General features: G+C 68.5%; 10 protein-coding genes. 4 read left to right on the plus strand and 6 right to left on the minus strand.

Annotated features, from left to right (window positions below; genetic code table 11):
* Position 1 precedes the first annotated feature (1 nt).
* Positions 2-691: a hypothetical protein gene (locus BLV57_RS09025; protein WP_091288196.1), complete on the minus strand. Its 690-nt coding sequence runs from the start codon at positions 689-691 to the stop codon at positions 2-4.
* Complete coding sequence (locus tag BLV57_RS09030) at positions 688-1,968, minus strand: right-handed parallel beta-helix repeat-containing protein (RefSeq protein WP_245757229.1); 1,281 nt, start codon at positions 1,966-1,968, stop codon at positions 688-690. Before BLV57_RS09030 ends, BLV57_RS09025 begins: the two co-directional genes overlap by 4 nt.
* 120 nt (positions 1,969-2,088) lie before the next feature.
* On the opposite strand from BLV57_RS09030, the gene BLV57_RS09035 reads away from it, so the two are divergent.
* Positions 2,089-3,078 carry a Dyp-type peroxidase gene (locus BLV57_RS09035; protein ID WP_245757230.1) on the plus strand — a complete coding sequence of 330 codons (990 nt, stop codon included), beginning with the start codon at positions 2,089-2,091 and terminating at the stop codon, positions 3,076-3,078.
* Positions 3,079-3,261: 183 nt separating this feature from the next.
* Here the strand turns inward: BLV57_RS09035 and BLV57_RS43910 are convergent, their stop codons facing one another.
* Positions 3,262-10,407: an SdrD B-like domain-containing protein gene (locus BLV57_RS43910; protein ID WP_143047017.1), complete on the minus strand. Its 7,146-nt coding sequence runs from the start codon at positions 10,405-10,407 to the stop codon at positions 3,262-3,264.
* 240 nt (positions 10,408-10,647) lie between these two features.
* Here BLV57_RS43910 and BLV57_RS09045 point away from each other — a divergent pair, with 240 nt between their 5' ends.
* From BLV57_RS09045 to otsB, 3 genes are all read left to right on the plus strand, one after another.
* Positions 10,648-12,099, plus strand: a complete 1,452-nt coding sequence (locus tag BLV57_RS09045) for a threonine/serine exporter family protein (protein ID WP_091288198.1) — start codon at positions 10,648-10,650, stop codon at positions 12,097-12,099.
* A gap of 78 nt (positions 12,100-12,177) precedes the next feature.
* Positions 12,178-13,629 (plus strand): alpha,alpha-trehalose-phosphate synthase (UDP-forming), encoded by a 1,452-nt coding sequence (locus BLV57_RS09050; protein WP_176968550.1) that lies wholly within the window; start codon positions 12,178-12,180, stop codon positions 13,627-13,629.
* Between the two features lie 43 nt (positions 13,630-13,672).
* Positions 13,673-16,201: a trehalose-phosphatase gene (otsB, locus tag BLV57_RS09055; protein ID WP_176968551.1), complete on the plus strand. Its 2,529-nt coding sequence runs from the start codon at positions 13,673-13,675 to the stop codon at positions 16,199-16,201.
* Between the two features lie 251 nt (positions 16,202-16,452).
* On the opposite strand, the gene BLV57_RS09060 is transcribed toward otsB, so the two are convergent.
* From BLV57_RS09060 to BLV57_RS09070, 3 genes are all read right to left on the minus strand, one after another.
* Positions 16,453-16,725 carry a MoaD/ThiS family protein gene (locus tag BLV57_RS09060; protein WP_245757232.1) on the minus strand — a complete coding sequence of 91 codons (273 nt, stop codon included), beginning with the start codon at positions 16,723-16,725 and terminating at the stop codon, positions 16,453-16,455.
* The gene (locus BLV57_RS09065) at positions 16,726-17,799 is read right to left on the minus strand and encodes a WD40/YVTN/BNR-like repeat-containing protein (protein ID WP_091288200.1); all 1,074 of its coding nucleotides are present in this window, start codon (positions 17,797-17,799) and stop codon (positions 16,726-16,728) included.
* A gap of 146 nt (positions 17,800-17,945) precedes the next feature.
* Positions 17,946-19,973, minus strand: coding sequence for an AbfB domain-containing protein (locus BLV57_RS09070; protein ID WP_143047018.1), 2,028 nt, complete (start codon positions 19,971-19,973; stop codon positions 17,946-17,948).
* Positions 19,974-20,170 lie beyond the last annotated feature (197 nt).

Consider the following 20,170-nt stretch of genomic DNA (forward strand, 5'->3'; position numbering starts at 1 on the left):
ATCATGGGGCCAGCGGCGGGATCACGGCAACCGCCGGAGCGGTGCCCAAAATGTCAAATTTCGCGAACTCACGCTGATCGCCGAGCCGCGCTTCGATACGCTTCAACCGGCCGTCCGCGTCCACCCAATACCGGACGCGGGCTCCGTCCGCCGACGGGGTTTTGCCTGCCTGCTGCGGGCCTTCGAGCACGTCGACGCCGACGCCGCCGACGTTGTCCTTACGCAGCCAGCGCGCCGAACTCTGCTGCAGCAGCTGGGCGTTGTCCGGGCGGTCGGCCGCCAGGTTGACCAGCAGCCGCAGCGCACCGTCGATCTCGGAACCGGCCTCCTGGAACGGCCTGATCTGCCAATCACCGTCCGGCGGCGGGTCGACGGGCTCGGTGGCCGGGTTCGTCAGGTACGCCAGCCTGCTGAGGTTCCACTGCAGCAGGCCCGCGCTGGCCGGGTCGTCGCGGCCCTCGGTGCGCATCGCCGCGTAGCCGAGGTGGTCGACGAAATCGACTCGCCCGGTCAGCAGCAGCTTGCCGCCTGGGCTGGGGATGTCCGCGAGGAACTTGGCACTTTTGGCCGTGTAGTTGGTGAACCGGACCAGCGCGAGCCGTTCGGCCTCCCCTGTGGACAGTGAGCGGGGCTGCGGCGCGTCGGCGCAGCCGGCCAGCAGGAGCGCGACCAGCGCGATGGCGCGCTTCATGAGCGGACCGCCGATCGGTCGGCGAACAGGTCTTCGGGCGGCAGCAGCACCGCGGCGAGGTCGAACCTGCCCGGGAGGCCGCGCGCGGGGTTCGGTGGCGCGGTCGCGGCGTTCGGCAGATCGGGCTGGGCCGGTGGCGGGGCGACCTCGGTGAACGGCACGCCACGCGGGGCGGCGACCTTCGGCAGTGGAACGCCCGGGCCGGTGGCGCAGGACTTGAGGTCTTCGGGCCTCAGCGAGCCGATTTCATTGTCCTGTAGGCAGTTGTCGGCGCCAGGAGAACGTGTGGACGCGGTGTAGGCGAAGTCGACACCGTTGCCGGTGATCACGTTTCCCTGGACCTTGTTGCCCTGCGGCGGGAGGTCTTCGCTGGACCCGAGTGCGAGACCGGTCGAGGGGTTGGCGCTGATTCGGTTACGCAGCACCGTGTTCCCGCGTCCGCCCGCGAGGCCGACGCCCAGTCCGAACGCGCCATCGGCCTGTGCGGGCGACGCGGGTTCGGCGTTGTGGGTGACGAGGTTTCCGGCGATGGTCGCGTTTTCCTGCGGCACGAACGCTTCCTGATAGTCCGAATTGGACGTCAGGCCGACACGGTTGCCCGAGAACCTGTTGCCCAGCACGAACATGTCACCCGAGGCGTTGGTGCCCTCGTACCCGACGGCGTTACGCTCGGCGACGTTGCGGCGGACGACGATGTCGCACGGCTTGCACTGGCCGACGTAGAACCCGGAGTCGGCGCTGCCGGATGCGTAGCTGTCCTCGATGACGCCATGCTGGGCGTCGAAGGCGTAAATGCCGTAGAGCGCGTTGTTGGACGCGGTCACGTAGGAGACACGGAAACCTTGCAGTGGCGGGAAAGCGTTCGGGTCGAGCTTGTGGTAGCCGTCGCTGCCCCTGGCGAGCCCGCCGTTGCCGTCGCTGAGCCCGGTGAACAGGACGCCGTTGAGCGTGTGGTTGCGCACGGTCAGGTTCTCGACGCTGACGCCCGCCGCGGTGACCACGATGCCGTTCGCGCGGCGGACCTCGCCGTCGATGACCACGCCGCCGCGTTTCGTGCCGCGCAGGGTCACGTTGGGGGCCTTGATGCGGACGGATTCCTTGTACACGCCCGGATCGACCAGGATGAGGTCACCGTCGCGGGCGGCGTCGACGGCCTCGGTGATGGTCTTCGCGTTCTGCGGCACCCGGATCGTGCCGGAGTCGGGGCGCACCTGGGTGCCTGCACAGGAGACGGTGCTCAGCACGAGGGCCAGCACCAGGCAAAGTTTGCGACGCACGAGCAAGGACAGTAGGTCTTCGCTACGCCAAAGCCGCCATCTCGGCCAGCAGTGTCACCCGAAATAGGGATTTCCCGTCGCCCGGTTGGGTAGCGCCGAAGCGGTGTGCAGAATACGAATGTGAATGCGATCTCGCGGCGTCACCTGCTGCTCGGAGCGGGAACCGCGGCGCTCGCCGCCGGGTGCGCCGCCGCGCCGTCGGCCTCCACCGTCGTGGACCCGTACGGTGCGCACCAGGCGGGTGTCGTCACGCCCGCGCAACGGCATTGCGACGTCTCGGTGTGGGACGTCGCGGACCTGGACCTCGCCGCGCTCGGCAAGGAAATCGGCTCGCTGCGGCGGAATCCGGCGCTGGCCGGGATGCCACTGGACGACCTCACGGTGACGATCGGGCTCGGTCCGCGGCTGGCTTCCGCGGTCGGCGAGCTGCCGGAGTTCCCCGGTGACCAGGTGCCGCCGTCCGCGCGTGGCGGGGATCTGCTGGTGCAGGTGTGCGGGGACGACCCGCTCGCGGTATCGCTGACTTCGGGAGTGCTCGGCCGGGGAACGTTGAGGTGGCGCCAGAACGCGTTTCGCGGACCGTCCACTTCGGCCGGACCGGCGCGGAACATGCTCGGGTTCGTCGACGGCATCGTCGGGCCGACCGAGCCGGCGCGGGAGGTCTGGCTCGACGGCGGCGGGACGATCGCCGTGGTGCGGCGGATGCGGTTGCGGGTCGCGGACTTCCTCGCGCGGCCGGTCGCCGAGCAGGAGCGGGTTTTCGGGCGGCGCAAGGAAGACGGCCGTCCGCTCTCGGGTGGTGACGAGGTCGACCTGGGCGCGAAGAGCCCGGACGGGCAGTACCTGATCCCGGCCGACGCGCATGTGCGCTGGGCGCATCCGATGTCGGCGGGGGTGCCGACCATGCTGCGGCGGTCGTACAACTACGACAACGGCGGCGACGACCGCGGGCTGCTGTTCATCTCGTTCCAGCGTGAACTGCGGACCTTCGTCAACACGGCGTACCGGATGGCGGACGGGGACGCGCTGCTGCGCTTCGCGACGACCACGGCCTCGGCGGCTTTCTACGTGCTGCCGGGGTTCACGGCCGAGCGGGCGCTGGGGGCCTGAGAACGCTGAGGGCGGGCCGCGGCCCCCGGTATCCAGCTTACCTTGCGGCACTGACACAAATGGGGTCGTGAGTGGTATGGCCGGTTCTAACCGGCCTAAACACTCACGACCCCTTTGGTTTGGGCTAGCTGGGGTTGTGCGCGTTGCGGGCGGTTAGAACCGCCCGCAACGCGCACGAGCCCTTTAGCTGTCCTCCTTGCGGCGGCGGGCCGCCACCACCAGGAAGGCGATACCCGCGAGCAGGATCAGGGAGCCGATGCCCAGCGGAAGGACGGCGTTGAAGCCGGTCTTCGCCAGCGGCCCCTTCGGGTTACCCGGGGTGCCGGGTGCTTGCGGTTCCTCGTGACCGCCGAGCAGTCCTGCGTCCAGCGTGAGGTCTTCACGCTTGTCCGGGCCGAGCGTCACGGTCTTGGTGCAGCCGGTGGACTGGTCGGCTGCGGAGTTCTTCCCGGCCTCGCCACGGTTCGGCGCGGTCAGTCCGTACTCCTTGTACTCCCCTGGCAGGTTCTTGATGTCGAAGCACACCATGTACGTGCCGTCGGGCAGCTTGGGGAACAAGTACTTGCCGTCAGGACCGGTGGTGGTCTTCGAGATCTCCTTGCCGTCCTTGTCCTTAAGAACCACGGTGACGTCCTTGACGCCGGGCTCGCCCGGGTCCTGGATGCCGTTGTCGTTCTTGTCCAGCCACACGAAGTCACCGATCTTGTTGGTCGGCTTGACCACACCGAGGTCGATGGTGAGGTCTTCGCGCTTGTTCGGGCCCACCGTGACCGGCTTGGAGCACCCGGTCGACGGATCGGCGTCGGAGTCCTTGCCCGCGTCGCCCTTACCCGGGTCGGTCGGGATGTACCCCTTCACGGCCTCGGGCATGTTCTTGATGTCGAAGCACACCGTGTACGTGCCGTCCGGAACCTGCGGGAACAGGTACTTGCCGTCAGGGCCGGTGGTGGTCTTGGTGACCTCCTTGCCGCCGGGGTCCTTCAGCACCACACCGACACCCGGAACACCCGGCTCGTCGGGATCCTGGATCCCGTTGCCGTTCTTGTCGTTCCAGACGAAGTCACCGATCTTGTTCGGCTCCGGCTTGACCGGCGGGACCAGACCGGCGTCCACGGTCAGGTTGTCCGGACCCAGCTTCACCGGCTTCGTGCATCCGGTCGACGGATCGGCGTCCGAGTCCTTCGCGTCGTCACCGGCGTCGGGCTTGGCCGGGGTGTACCCCTTGACCGCTTCCGGCATGTTCTTGAAGTCGAAGCACACCGTGTACTCACCCGCGGGCAGGTTCGCGAACACGTACTTGCCGTCGGTGTCGGTGGTCGTCTTCTTGTCGCCGTCCGGGGTCTTCAAGGTGACGGTGAAGCCGTTGACACCCGGCTCGCCCGGATCCTGCAGGCCGTTGCCGTTGGTGTCGACCCACACCGTGTCACCGATCTTGAAGACCGGCTTCTCCGGCTCGACCAGACCGGCGTCGAGCGTCAGGTTGTCCGGGCCGAGCTTGACCGGCTTGGTGCACCCGGTCGTCGGGTCGGCGTCGGAGTCCTTGGCGTCGTCACCCGCGTCGACCTTGGTCAGGGTGTAGCCCTTGACCGCCTCCGGCATGTTCGCGATGTCGAAGCACACCTGGTAGGTGCCGTCCGGCAGCTTGTCGAACAGGTACTTGCCGTCCGGCCCGGTCTTCGTCGAGCCGATCTCCTTGCCGTCGCCGTCCTTCAGCACCGCGGTGACACCCGGGACACCGGGCTCTCCGTCGTCCTGCAGGCCATTGGCGTTCTTGTCGATCCAGACGAAGTCGCCCAGCTTGAACGCACCGACCGGCGGCGCGACCAGACCGGCGTCCAGCGTGAGGTCTTCACGCTTGTCCGGGCCCAGCGTCGTCGTCTTGGTGCAGCCCGTGGTCAGGTCGGCGTCGGAGTCCTTGGCGTCGTCACCGGCGTCGACCTTGGTCAGGGTGTACCCCGCGACCGCGGCAGGCAGGTTCTTGACGTCGAAGCACACCTGGTACGTACCGTCCGGCAGGTCGCCGAAGCCGTACTTACCCGAGGCGTCGGTCTTGGTGGTGCCCAAGTCCTTGCCCGCGCCGTCCTTCAGCGTCGCGGTGACGCCTTCGACACCCGGCTCGCCGTCGTCCTGCAGACCGTTGTCGTTCTTGTCGATCCACACGTAGTCGCCGAGCTTGTTCAGCACCTTGACCGGCTCGATCAGACCGGCGTCGAGCGTGAGGTCCTCACGCTTGTCCGGACCCAGCACGGTCGTCTTGGTGCAGCCCGTGTCGAGCGCCGCGTCGGAGTCCTTCGCGTCGTCGCCGGCGTCGACCTTGGTCAGGGTGTACCCCGCGACCGCGGCGGGCAGGTTCTTCACGTCGAAGCACACCGAGTACGTGCCGTCGGGCAGCTTGTCGAAGAGGTACTTGCCGTTGTCGTCGGTCAGGGTGGTGGAGACCTCCCCGCCGGCGGCGTTCTTCAGCGCGACCTCGACGCCCTTGACGCCGGGCTCGCCGTCGTCCTGCAGACCGTTCTTGTTCTTGTCGATCCACACGTAGTCGCCGAGCTTGTTCAGCGCGGGCGGCGGCGGAGCGATCAGGCCCGCGTCCAGCGTGAGGTCCTCACGCTTGTCCGCGTCCAGCACGGTCGTCTTGGTGCAGCCGGTCGACGGGTCCGCGTCGGAGTCCTTCGCGGGGTCGCCCTGGTTCGGCGTGGTCGGGCTGTAGCCCTTGACCGCCTCCGGCATGTTCGCGAAGTCGAAGCACACCTGGTAAGTGCCGTCCGGCAGGTCACCGAAGCCGTACTTACCCGCGGCGTCGGTCTTGGTGGTGCCCAAGTCCTTGCCGGTGCCGTCCTTCAACGTCGCGGTCACACCCTCGACGCCGGGCTCGCCGTCGTCCTGGATGCCGTTGGCGTTCTTGTCGATCCAGACGAAGTCGCCGAGCTTGTTCAGCGGCTTGACCGGCTCGACCAGGCCCGCGTCCAGCGTGAGGTCTTCACGCTTGTCCGGACCCAGAACAGTCGTCTTGGTGCATCCGGTCGCCGGGTCGGCGTCCGAGTCCTTGGCGTCGTCACCCGCGTCGACCTTGGTCAACGTGTAGCCCGCGACCGCGGCAGGCAGGGCGGCCATGTCGAAGCACACCTGGTAGGTGCCATCCGGCAGGTCACCGAAGCCGTACTTCCCGGACGCGTCGGTCGTGGTCTTGCCGAGCTGCTTGCCCGCGCCGTCCTTCAAAACGGCGCTGACGCCCTCGACACCCGGCTCGCCGTCGTCCTGCAAACCGTTGGCGTTCTTGTCGATCCAGACGAAGTCACCGAGCTTGTTCAACGGCGACACCAGACCGGCGTCCAGCGTGAGGTCCTCACGCTTGTCCGGGCCCAGGACCGTGGTCTTGGTGCAGCCCGTGGTCAGGTCCGCGTCGGAGTCCTTCGCGTCGTCACCCGCGTCGACCTTGGTCAGCGAGTAACCCGCGACCGCGGCAGGCAGGTTCTTCACGTCGAAGCACACCTGGTACGTGCCGTCGGGCAGATCGCCGAAGCCGTACTTCCCGGACGCGTCGGTCTTGGTGGTGCCCTTGACCGCGCCCGTGCCGTCCTTCAACGTCGCGGTGACGCCCTCGACACCCGGCTCGCCGTCGTCCTGCAGACCGTTGCGGTTCTTGTCGATCCACACGTAGTCGCCGAGCTTGTTCAGCGGCGACACGAGGCCGGCGTCCAGCGTGATGTCCTCACGCTTGTCCGCGCCCAGCGTCGTGGTCTTGGAGCAGCCGGTCGCCGGGTCGGCGTCGGAGTCCTTGGCCACGTCGCCCTTGTTCGGCGCGGTGAACTTGTAGCCCGGCATGTTCGCGATGTCGAAGCACACCTGGTACGTGCCGTCCGGCAGGTCACCGAAGCCGTACTTGCCGTCGGCGCCGGTGGTCGTGGTGCCGAGGTCCTTGCCCGTGCCGTCCTTCAGCGTCACCTTGACGCCGTTGACCGGCGGCTCGCCGTCGTCCTGCAGGCCGTTGCGGTTGGTGTCGATCCAGACGTAGTCACCGAGCTTGTTCTTCGGCACCACCGGAGCGACGAGACCGGCGTCGAGCGTGAGGTCTTCACGCTTGTCCGGGCCCAGCACCGTGGTCGGCGTGCAGCCGGTGGTCGGGCTGGCGTCGGAGTCCTTGCCGTCGTCCGAGCCCGCGCCTTCCTTGGTCAGCTGGTAGCCCTTGACCGCTTCCGGCAGGTTCACCGTGTCGAAGCAGACCTGGTACGTGCCGTCGGGCAGCTTGTCGAACAGGTACTTGCCGTCCGGGCCCGTCTTGGTGGTGCCCAGCTCCTTGCCCGTGCCGTCCTTCAGCTTCACGACGACGTCGGGGACACCCTTCTCATCGGCGTCCTGGACGCCGTCGGAGTTGGTGTCGAGCCACACGTAGTCGCCGAGCTTGTTCTGCGCGGAGACCAGACCGGCGTCGAGCGTGAGGTCTTCACGCTTGTCCGGGCCCAGCGTGGTCGTCTTCGTGCAGCCCGTGTCGAGCGCCGCGTCGGAGTCCTTCGTGTCGTCGCCGGCGTCGACCTTGGTGAGGACATAGCCCTTCACCGCGTCGGGCAGGTTCGCCACGTCGAAGCACACCTGATACGTGCCGTCTGGCAGGTTGTCGAAGAGGTACTTGCCGTCAGGACCGGTGGTCGTGGTGCCCTTCACCGCACCGGCGCCGTCCTTCAGCGTCGCCTTGACACCCGGGACACCCGGCTCGCCGTCGTCCTGCAAACCGTTGGCGTTCTTGTCGTTCCAGACGAAGTCGCCCAGCTTGTTGGTCGGCGCGACCAGACCCAGGTCCAGCGTCGGATCGTCGCGTTTGTCCGGACCGAGCACCGTCGTCTTGGTGCACCCGGTCGCGTCGGCGTCGGAGTCCTTCGTGTCGTCCCCGGCGTCCGGTTTGGTCGGCTTGTAGCCCTTGACCGCGTCCGGAAGGTTCGCCACGTCGAAGCACACCTGGTAGGTGCCGTCCGGCAGCTTGTCGAACACGTACTTGCCGTCAGGGCCGGTGTTGGTGCTGCCCAGGTCCTTGCCCGCGCCGTCCTTCAGCGTGACCTTGACCCCGGGCACGCCCGGCTCGTCCGGGTCCTGCAAACCGTTGGCGTTCTTGTCATTCCAGACGAAGTCACCGAGCTTGTTGGTCTGCTTGACCGTCAAGCCGCCGTCGACACAGTGGTCGACCGAACCGGCCTTGCCGACGGTCACCTGCGCCTGACTGGTCGCCGGGTCCACATTGGAATCGATGCACCGGTCGGCGCCCGCTTCCTTCGCGGTCCAGTTCAACGTCGCCGCCGCGGGAGCACCGGGAAGCTTGCTCGTGTCGGCGGCCGCGTAGTCGAACTTCACGTTGTAGCAAGTGTCGGCCTTGAGACCGTCGGCCGTGCCGAAGTAGTACTCGCCCTTGGCGTCGGTGGTCTTCACCGGCAGCGCCGCGCCGCCCGCACACGGGGTCGCGGTCACCTTGACGCCCGGCACCGGCGGCTCGTCGCCGTCCTGGACACCATCGGCGTCGGTGTCGAACCAGACGCGGTTACCGATCTGCACCGGCGCGAGGTCACACAGCGCCTCGAGGTCGGCGAGACCGTTCGCCTTGCCCCACTGCTCACCGTTGTCCTCGGAATCGAGGTCTTCGATGCGGTAGGAGTTCGTGTGGTCCTTGTTCTGCATGAGACCGGTCGTCCGGTCGAACCAGCCGACACCACCCGAGCGCACGTTGGTCGGGTCCATCACGATGGCGGGGATGCGGGTCTCGCCGTACACCATGGCGAGCGCGCCCTGCGAAGTCTCGAGGTGCTGGCCGAGCCCGGCGCTGTTCGCGAAGTACTCACCGGGGTAGAACTCGACGACGTTCGCGGGCTGACCGCCGCCGTTGTCGTTCTTGTGGTTGTTGGCGCAGGAACCCGTGCCTTCCCAGACGTACGTGCCTCCGGAGAGACAGGCGCGGTTGATGTCACCGCCGGACATGGTCTCGAACGTGTCGCCGCTGCCGTCCGGCGCCGGGATCTTGTACCCGCCCTGGTCGCCGTACCGGTCGCGGAAGTCGAGCACCAGGTCGCCGTTGGACTCGATGCCGATGTCGGTCAGGAACGGCGACGGGTAGGTCTGGTGCCGCAGGTCCAGCTGACCCGAGTCGGCCCAGACGTCGCTCCACGGGTACCAGACGTTCGAGTTGTCCCTGGTCTCCTTGGCCTGGCCGCGGATGAAGTCCAGCGTCTTGGTCAGCACCGGGGCGCTGAACGCGGCGCCGTCGAACGTCATGACGACGGCCTTGAGGTCCGAGCGCTTCTTCGACGACTGCGCCGAGCAGACACCACCGACGTAGACCTTGCCGTCACGCACGCCGAGCGCGCCAGGACGCCAGTCGGCCGCGTTGCCACAGGCCGTCGCCGGGATCGCGAACGAACCCTTGGGCGCGGCCGCCGTGGCACCGGTCGCGTCGAAGGTGTACAGCTTCTTGTCGTTCAGGTTGATGGCGTAGAGAGTGCTGCCGTCTTCGCTGATGTCGAGGTCACCGAGCGCCTGCTTGCCAGGCACGCCGAAGAACGGACCGTCGAAGTCCTTGCTCATCGAGTGCGCGGTGGTGCCCGCGTTGGGTACCGTGGCGAACAGGCTGGTGGCACCGGCGGGCGTGGTCACGTAGATCGCGCCCTGGCCCTTCGGCCCGTACTCCGCGAGCCGCTTGGCGAACGCGCCGGAGAAGACGCGCTTGTCGTCCTTGCGGTAGGCGATGCCGTAGACGGTCCCGGTATCGCCCTGCTTGGCGAGCTGCTTCGGGGAGTCCGTGCCGCGCTGGTTGAACGGGAACGTCACCAGCGAGCGGGCGCCCGGTGAGAGGTTGCTGCTGCCGTCCTGCTTGCGCGCGCCGCGCTGGCAGCCGGTGATCAGCGTCGGGTTGGCCTGGCAGTAGTCCGACGGGTTCCAGACACCGACCGTCAGCTCGACCGCCTTGCCACCCGACACGTCCGCGAAGGAGGTCAGCGTGGACAGGCCCTTACCGGCCGGCGCCGGCTTCAGGTAGGACATCGAGTCCGGGATCTTGGTGTCCACGCGGTACTTGCCGGTGGGCAGCGCCTTGGTGTCGACGGTGACCGTGCCGTCGGCTCCGGTGGTCCCGGTGGCGGTCGCCCCGGTCGGCGCGGTCACGGTCACCCCGATGCCCGCGACGCCGACTTCGAGCGCGGCCTCGTAGGAACCGTTACCGTTGACGTCACGAATGACGCGCACCTTGAGAGTTCCATCCGCCGGATCAGCGGCCGCCTGAGGCGTGGACGAGACGAAGACCGTCCCGCCGCCTACCAGGGCGACCGCGAGCGCGAACCCGAGTGCCTTCCTCAACACTGGCCTCCTGCAGCCAATTACCACCGTGAGTCCGGTTCGCGCGCGCATGACGACAAGGCACTCGAACCGGTACCAATCGGGCCGATAATGGCCATTGTGGACAGTCGGCGCCCGCGCTGACCGCCGGACGGGCGACTGTTTACACCCGTCAGTGGGATCTTGCTCAAGTGGCGGAAGACACGTCCGCGGTGTTGCAACGCTCACGGTCGACCGGTCGATGGTCAAGCGGGAAACCTGATGAAAGGGGTGGAGATGGCCAAGCTCAATCAACGCACGAAGCGGTCGGTACGCAGGCGTGCCTGGCAGATTCTGGAAGCGCCGACCGGGCAGCGGCCCTCCGGCGACGCCGAAGCCGCGCTCGGCCCCCAGGTTCCCGATGACACGACCGTGAACTTCGTGCTCGACCTTTCCTTGCGCATCGGTGAAGTCCAGATGTCCAGCGGCGCGGGCGCTTCGGACGTCACCGCGACCATCCTCGCGCTGACCTCCGCGCTCGGGCTGCCGTACTGCGAAGTGGACGTCATCTTCACGTCGATCACCGTGACCTGCCACCGTGGCACCGATCTCGCGCCGGTGACCGCGCTGCGCGTGGTCCGCTCGCGCGGGCTCGACTACACGCGGCTGTCCGAAACGGAACGGCTGGTCCAGCAGATCACCCGGGGCAACGTCAGCGCCGAGGAGGCGCAGATCGAGCTGCAGAACATCACCGGCGCGCCGCACCCGTACCCGCGCTGGGTGGCCACCGTGGCCTGGGGTGGCGTGGCGTTCTTCGTGACCCTGCTGCTCGGCGGCGGGCTGGACATCGCGGTCGTCGGCATGGTGATCAGCGCGGTGATCGACCGGGTCGGCAGGATGCTCAACCGGTACGCGCTGCCGTTCTTCTTCCAGCAGGTGGTCGGCGGCCTGCTCGCGACACTGGCCGCGATCGCCGCGGTCAGCTCCGGGCTGCTCACCACCGACCGGCCGACGCTGGTGATCGCGGCGGCGATCACCGTGCTCCTGTCCGGGCTGTCGACCGTCTCGGCGGTGCAGGACGCGATCACCGGGTTCAACGTGACCGCGGCCGGGCGCACCACGGAGACGGTGCTGATGAGTGCCGGGCTGATCGCGGGCGTCGTGCTCGGGCTGAAGATCGCCGTGTTGCTCGGGCTGCAACGCACCGCGCTGCCGGCGGACCTCGTGACGACCCCGCAGCAGCTGCCGATCGTCGTGCTCGGCGGCGCGGGCGCGTCCGCCTGCTTCGCACTGGCGTCCTACGCGACCGTGCGTGCGCTGCTCGTCGGCGCGGCGGCCGGCACGATCGGCGCCGCCGTCTACGGCGCGCTCACCCTGGCGATGATCGACAACATCAGCGCGTCCGCGATCGCGGCGACGCTGGTCGGCTTCTGCGGTGGCGTGCTCGCGCGGCGGCTCAAGGTCACCCCGCTGGTCGTGGCCGTGTCCGGGATCACTCCGCTGCTGCCCGGTCTGTCCACCTACCGCGGGCTGTACCAGATCGGCGTCGAGCGCAGCGGCAACATCTCCACGCTGATGACGGCCGTCGCGATCGGACTTGCCCTGGCAGCGGGTGTGGTGCTCGGTGAATACCTGGCGCAGCCGGTGCGTACCGGGCTCGGCAGGCTGGAGCGCAAGCTGTCCGGGCCCCGGATGGCGGGGCCGCTGCGGCCGTCGAAGCGGCGCCTGGAGTAGCCCCTGACTTCGGGGGTAGGGGCCGCGGGCGCGCTAGGGTTTTCTTTCAGCCGCGATCTCGAAGAGGGAGCAGCCGGAGTGACTCAGATCAGTTCCGCGCCGGGCAACCCGGCCGGCGCCGAGTTCGTCGTGGTGGCCAACCGGCTGCCGGTCGACCTCGAACGTTCTTCCGACGGAACCCAGCGCTGGACGGCGAGCCCCGGCGGGCTCGTCTCGGCGCTCGAACCCTTCCTGCGATCTCGCAAAGGCGCGTGGGTGGGCTGGCCGGGCGTGCCCGATGTGGAGGTCAACGAGTTCGAGGACGACGGCCTCGTGCTCCACCCCGTGACCCTGTCCTCGGACGAGGTCCGTGACTACTACGAGGGTTTCTCCAATGCCTCGCTGTGGCCGCTGTACCACGACGTGGTCGAGCGGCCGGTGTTCGATCGCAGCTGGTGGGACAGCTACGTCAAGGTGAACCGGCGGTTCGCCGAGGCCAGCGCCAAGGTCGCCGGGCACGGCGCGATCGTGTGGATCCAGGACTACCAGCTGCAGCTGGTGCCGACCATGCTCCGCGAACTGCGGCCCGACCTGCGGATCGGCTTCTTCCTGCACATCCCGTTCCCGCCGGTCGAGCTGTTCATGCAGCTGCCGTGGCGCGCGGAGATCGTGCGCGGGCTGATCGGCGCCGACCTGGTCGGCTTCCACCGGCCCGGCGGCGCGCAGAACTTCCTGTGGCTGGCCAGGCAGCTGATCGGGCTGGAGCCGAGCCGCGGCGCGGTCGGCGTCAGGTCCAGGCCCGGCATGGTCCAGGTCGGTGACCGGACGGTGCGCGTCGGCGCGTTCCCGATCTCCATCGACGCGGCCGGACTTGACACACTCGCCAGGACAAAAGGGGTGGCCGACCGGGCCGCGCAGGTGCGCCGTGACCTGGGAAATCCCAAGACCGTGCTGCTCGGCGTCGACCGGCTCGACTACACGAAGGGCATCGACCTGCGGCTTCAGGCGCTGCACGAGCTGCTGCACGAGGGCAGGGTCAAGCCGGAGGACGTGACATTCGTCCAGCTGGCGACCCCGAGCCGCGAGCGGGTTGAGCATTATCAGCGGATGCGCGCGGACATCGAGCAGATGGTCGGCCGGATCAACGGCGAGTTCGCCAGGGTCGGTCATCCCGTTGTGCACTATTTGCACCAATCGGTGGACCGGACGGAGCTCGCGGCGTTCTTCTCGGCGGCCGACGTGATGGTGGTGACGCCCTTGCGTGACGGGATGAACCTGGTCTGTAAGGAGTACGTGGCGTGCAGGCATGACCTCGGCGGCGCGCTGGTGCTGTCCGAGTTCGCCGGCGCCGCCGCCGAGCTGACCAGCGCGTTCCTGGTCAACCCGCATGATCTGGACGGGGTGAAGAACGCACTGCTGGCTGCCATTACGCTCGACCCCGCCGAGGGCAGGCGCCGGATGCGCGCGCTGCGTCGCCAAGTCCTCACCCATGACGTCGACCGCTGGGCGCGTTCGTTCCTCGAAGCGCTCGGAAGTGAACCGGTCGAATGAACGCCCAGTCCCCATAGCTTTTTCAAGTCCCCGAGGAGGAGTGTTGACCGCCGAGGCTCTGCCCGCCGAGTTGCGGAGGGCGATCGTCCAGATCGCCAGGACTCCGCGTCTGCTGGTCGCCTGCGACTACGACGGCACGCTGGCTCCGATCACGGCGAACCCGGACGAAGCCCGGCCGCTGCCCGAATCGGTAGGCGCGCTGCGGTCCCTCGCGGGGCTGCACGAGACGACGACCGCGGTGATCTCCGGGCGCGCGCTGCGTGACCTGGCGACACTTTCCCGCCTGCCGTCCGAGGTGCACCTCGTGGGCAGTCACGGGTCCGAGTTCGACATCGGCTTCATCAAGGCGCTCGACGCCAAGGCCCGTGAGCTGCACCGGCGCCTCGAGGCCGAGCTGGAAGACCTGGTGCTCGACGTGCCGGGCGTCTCGCTGGAGGTCAAGCCGGCTTCGATCGCGGTGCACGTCCGCCGCGCGGAGCACGAGGCGGGCCGCCGCGTGCTGTCGAAGGTCCACAATGGACCGTCCAAATGGGAAGGGGTGACCACCACCGACGGCAAGGAGGTGGTCGAGCTTTCCGTGGTCACCACGGACAAGGGCAACGCGCTCGACACGCTGCGCCACCAGGTCGGCGCGACCGCCGCGATCTTCCTCGGCGACGACGTCACCGACGAGAAGGCGTTCGCCAGGCTGTCGGGCCCGGACCTCGGCATCAAGGTCGGCGACGGCGAATCCCTTGCCACGTACCGGGTCCCGGACACCATGGACGTGGCGATGGTGCTCGCGTTCATGCTCGAGGAGCGCCGCAACTGGCTCTACGGCGAGCAGGCGACGCCGATCGAGCGGCTGTCGATGCTCGCCAACGAGCGCTCGGTCGCGCTGGTCACCCCGGACGCGCGGCTGACCTGGCTGTGCCACCCCGGCGCCGACGCGCCCGCGATCTTCGCCGACCTGCTCGGCGGCACCGGCGCGGGCCACTTCTCGATCACCCCGCACCGCAACGGCCTCCCGCTGGGCCAGCGCTATCTGCCGAACACCATGACCGTGGAGACCCGCTGGTCACGGCTGCTCGTCACGGACTACCTCGAGCCGGAGAGCCCGTCGCACCGCACCGACATCGTGCGCGTGATCAGTGGCGAGACGACCGCGTCCATCGTGTTCGCGCCGCGGCCGGAGTTCGGCGGCGTCCCGGTCAAGCTGGTGGCCGAGCCCGACGGCCTGCGGGTGCTCGGCACTTCGGAGCCGTTCGTGCTGCGTGCGCCGGGCGTCGAGTGGGAGATCACCACCGACGGCCTGCACGACACCGCGTCCGCGCTCGTCACCCCGGCTCCCGACAAGCCGGTCGTGCTCGAACTGCGGTGCGGGACAACGGATCTGAGCCCGCACGAACTGTCCGAAGTGGAGCGTCGCGAGCGCGCCGGTTCGTACTGGAGCACCTGGGCGCAGACGTTGAAGCTGCCGACCGTGCAGACCGATCTGGTGGCCCGCTCCGCGCTGACGCTGCGCGGCTTGGTCAACACCGACACCGGCGGCGTGCTGGCGGCGGCGACGTCGTCGCTGCCGGAGGAGATCGGCGGCGTCCGCAACTGGGACTACCGCTACTGCTGGATCCGCGACGCGGCCATGACCGTGCGCGAGCTGGTGCACCTCGGCTCCGTCGAGGAGGCCGACGGGTATCTCCGCTGGCTGCACGGCGTCCTCGCGACGCTGGCAGGCCCGGAGCGCCTGCACCCGCTGTACACGCTGGCGGGCAGTGTCATCGGCGCCGAAGCGGTCATCGAGTCGCTGCCCGGCTACGCGGGCTCGCGGCCCGTGCGCGTCGGCAACCTCGCGAACCACCAGGTCCAGCTGGACGTTTTCGGCCCGGTGGTCGAGCTCGTCAGGACGCTGGCCGAGGCGCGCGGCGAACTGCGCGACCAGGACTGGCAGATGGTCCGCGCGATGGCCGAAGCCGTCTCGCGGCGCTGGAACGAGGCCGACCACGGCATCTGGGAAGAGCGCCACGTCCCTCGGCACCGGGTCTACTCGCGCGTGATGTGCTGGGTGACGCTCGACCGCGCGGTCAAGCTCGGCGAGGTCTACAACCGCCCGGTGCCATCGGCCTGGGTCGAGCTGCGTGACGTCATCAAGGCCGACGTGCTGGAAAACGGCTGGAACGAAGAGGTTCAGGCGTTCACCACGGCGTACGACGGCACGGATTTGGACGCGGCTTCGCTGTTCGTCGGCCTGACCGGCCTGATCGACCCGGGCGACCCCCGGTTCCAGGCCACGGTCACCGCGATCGAGGCCGAGCTGCGCAGCGGCTCGACGGTGTACCGCTACCACCGCGACGACGGCCTGCCCGGTGGCGAGGGCGGCTTCCACATCTGCGCGGCCTGGCTCATCGAGGCCTACCTGCTCACCGGCCGCCGCAACGAGGCCGAGGAGCTGTTCACCCAGATCGTGGACGCGGCTGGCCCGACCGGCCTGCTGCCCGAGCAGTACGACCCGATCGCGGAGCGCTCGCTGGGCAACCACCCGCAGGCGTACTCCCACATCGGGCTCATCCGCTGCGCGAATCTGCTTGCCCAGTAAGGACTCGTGAGTGGTACGGCCGGTTAGAACCGGCCATACCACTCACGACCCCTGGGTGAGCGCGAAGCTGTCCTCGCCTGGCGTGAGTACGGTTTGCGGCGTTCAACGCCGCAAGTCGCACTCACCCCGAGTATGTACGCGCGAAACCCGAGTTCTGGCCACTGGATGGCCCAAACTCGGGTTTCGCGAGCGGCGACGCGTTCTTGTTGTGCCGCTTCACCCGCGGTTGCCACTAAGGGAAAACGTGTGCGCTAGCCGCCGGCGACCGAGGGAATGATCCGCACCTCCGCACTGGGCGTGAGCGGGGTTTCCTGCCCCGCGAGCCGGCGGCATTCTTCGCCGTCCACATAGAAGTTCACGTAGCGGCGCAGTCCCCCGCTCTCGTCACGGAGACGGCGTTCGAGCGCGGGATGCCCGGCACGGACGGAATCCAGCACCGCGCCGAGCGTGGGGGCGTCGACCTCCAGCTCGGCGACGCCGCCCGCGAGCGGACGCAGCATGGACGGCAAGCAGACCTTCGCCACCTAGATCACCGCGGCCCGCACGCAGAACACGTCCGGCAGGTGCTCGGCGACCAGCTGCCAGCTCTCACCCTCGTCGGGGCTCATCCAAACTTCTCCGGAGCGCGAGCCGAAGTAGATACCGGCCGGGTCGGCGTCGTCCGCGCACATGGCATCGCGCATGACGGCCGAGTAGAAGCCTTCCGAGGGCAGGCCTTTGCCGAGTCCGGTCCAGGACTCGCCCGCGTCCTCGCTGCGATAGACCCGGCAGCGGCCATCCGGCGGGAACCGCAGCACGTCCGCGACCAGCGGGAAGTTGTAGATCACGTCCGGCTTCCTCGGATGCGCGACCATCGCGAACCCGAAGTCACCCGGCAGCCCTTCGGCGATCGACGTCCAGGTGGCCGTGTCGTCGTCACTGCGGTAGACGCCGCCGTGGTTCTGCAGGAAGTAGCGATCGGGGTTGGCCGGGTTCATCGCCACCTTGTGCACGCACTGCCCGTACTCGGGGAACTCGCCTGGCAGGAAGTCGGCCTTGATGCCATGGTTGGACGGCCGCCAGCTCTCACCGCCGTCCTCGGTGCGGTAGACCCCGCCGGTCGACATGGCGACGGTGACCCGCTCCGGATTCGTCGGGTGCGGCAGGATCGTGTGGATCATCATCCCGCCGCCGCCCGGCGTCCAGTTGGCGCGGTGCTCGTGCTCCCACAGCCCCCTGACCAGCTCGAAGGTCTCCCCGCCATCGGTCGACTTGAACAACGCGGACGGCTCGACGCCCGCGTAGACCACGCCTTCGCCGAGCGTGATCTGCCAGACGCCCTTGACCGCCTCGCCGGTGTCCTCCGGGAACGCGACCGGCGCGTGGTCCGGCTCCTGCCAGCTCTCGCCGAAGTCCGTGCTCGACGCGATGGTCGGTCCGAAGTGCTCGTTGGCCACCGCCACGAGCACGCGCGGCGACGGGCCGGAGGTGTCGATGGCCAGCGTGTGGACGTCGGTCATCGGGAAGTGCGGCTTGGACAGTTCCCAGCCGCTCCTGCCCCCGGAACTCCTGGCCAGGAACAGGCCTTTGCGCGTACCGATGCCGAGCAGGACGTCCATCACGAGCCTCCATCGAGGGGTGTGTCTCAGGTCACAAGGCACGCTACCCCCGGGCACCGACAATTTCAGCCCGCCGCAGGTCAGACAGGGTCGTGCGCGTTGCGGGCGGTTCTAACCGCCCGCAACGCGCACGAGCTTTTTTGTGGTCAGGCCTTCGAGCACGCGGAGCGCGAGTCGACGACCTTGCCCGTGGTCGAGTTCCAGCTGATCGAGCCGTGCTGGAAGTTGGAACAGGTGCCACCCGGGACGTTGATCGGGTCGGCCGCCGGGTAGCCCAGGTACGAACGCTCCCAGTCCAGCGCGCGCCAGCGGTCCTTGATCGCGCCGTAGACGAGGTGCGCCCCGGTGTTCGCGGTCCAGTAGATCGAGCCACCGCCCGCGAAGTGGTTGTAGCGGCCGATCCCGTCCGGCGTGCCGGTCTCGTCGGTGCTCGGCGCGCCGTAGATCGGGCTGGTGACGACGCCGGTCTGCTTGTACTCCGTGAGGATGTTGCCGCGCATCTCCTTGACACCGGTCGCCTGCGACCAGGTCAGCCTGCCGCGCTGGTAGTCGCGGTACCGCAGCGAGCCCTCGATCTTCTCGACGTCGACCGGGTCGCCGACGATCACGCGGACCGCGTCGTCGTTGAGCCAGCGGCGCTCGATCGCGGTGGTCGCAGGCGTCGCCGGGAACACCCGCCAGAAGGACTCGATCTCGAAGTTCGCGGCCGCGTCGAACGGGTTCGCGCCGCTCTTGTTCGCGGCGTACACCTTGCCGCCGGAGTGACGCAGGAAGCGGCCGGGCTGGCCCTTCGACTCGAGCGTCACACCGCCCGCCCACTGACCGGGCTTGCTGCACCAGGTCGCGTCGGCGCGGAAGCGGTCAGAGCCGTCCGAAGCCGCGATGAGCACCTTGAGGTCGAGCTGGCGCAGGTAGACGCCAGGCTTGGTGGCGGACTCGAACGAGTGGCAGTCGAAGTCGGCGAGCCCCGGCACGACCTTCCACGTCGCGTCGAGACCGTCGCCGGGCTCCGGGTTGACGCGGCCGAAGCTGATCACGGCCTGCGCGCCGGCGTCGCCACGGATCTGGAAGCCGCGCGTGCCCTTCGAGTCCGCCCAGAGCGACTGGCGCAGCACGGCGTCGGCGTACTGGCCGACGCGCAGGAACGTGTCGATGTCGTCAGGAGTGCCACCGAGCGCGCGGTCGGCGGCGGCGACCAGTTCGGAGTGGACCCCGCTGTTGGCGGCCTTGGTCCTGATCTCCTGCAGGCGGCGCTTGTCCGCGTCCTGCTTCTTCTGCAGCGCGATCGCGATGTCGCGCTTGTTGGCGTCGTAGATGCCCGTGTCGATGAACGCCTTCCAGTCCGCCGGGACGGCGCTGCGCAGCGCGCGCTCGGCGGCCACGGCGATCTCACTGCCGGGCACCGCGCGGTTCCACATCTCTCGCACGAAGTTCTCGTCGGAGAGCACCAGCAGGTTCTCAGTGGCGACGATGCCGAGCACGGCGGCGGCGCGGGACTTCGCGTCACGCGCGGCCAGCCGGGCCTTTTCGGCCTCGGTGGCTTCCTTGTCGGCGTCGATCTTGTCCTGCTGGTCCTGCGCGTGCGCCGCGACGATCCCGTTGAGCAGGAACTCCTTCTGGTCGGCCTCGGACGCGCCGAACGCGACCAGCGCGGCCGCCTTCACCTTCGGCCCGGTGGCACGCTGCCACAGCGCGTAGACGAAGTCCTTGTAGCTCTGGATGAGGAGCTCCGGCTCGGCGGCGATTCCGATGGTCGCGGCCGCGTGCTGCTTGAGCTCACGAGCGGCGCGCGCGACCTCGGCGTCACGCTGCTCCTGGATGTCGTCGCGGCGCTTCGCCTCGTGGATGCCGGTCTTGATCCACTGGGTGCACTCGCCGTCGGAGCCGGCGAACGCGAGCTCGGCCGACGCGCGCACCTCGGCACCGGTCGCCTGCCGCCACAACGCGATCACGAAATTGCGATCACTCAGGATGAGCAGGTCGTCGCCCGCGACGATGCCCAGCGCCGCGGCCGCACGGACCTTGTCCTCCATTGTGGACTCAGGCGCGGCCTGCACGGCGGCCGAAGCAGCCGGGCTCGCCGAAGCGGCGGGCGCGGCCTGCGCGGGCACCCCCAAGAGCCCGGCCATCACCGCGACGGCGGTCGCCGTCACCACTACACGCGTTCTTCGCATTGTTCCTCGCAGTCATCACAGTACGCCCACGAAAAATGGGCGCGCGTCAGCATGAGAAGTCAAATCCCCAGATGCCGGACGAGCCGGCAGATTTTTCCACGACGACCATAACCGAGCATGACCGGTTTCAACAATAGCCAAAACGCCAGGCACGAAAAACGCACAAGGGGATGCCGATTTCGCGGCGTCCCCTTGTG

The sequence above is a fragment of the Amycolatopsis xylanica genome (assembly GCF_900107045.1).
Lineage (GTDB): Bacteria > Actinomycetota > Actinomycetes > Mycobacteriales > Pseudonocardiaceae > Amycolatopsis > Amycolatopsis xylanica.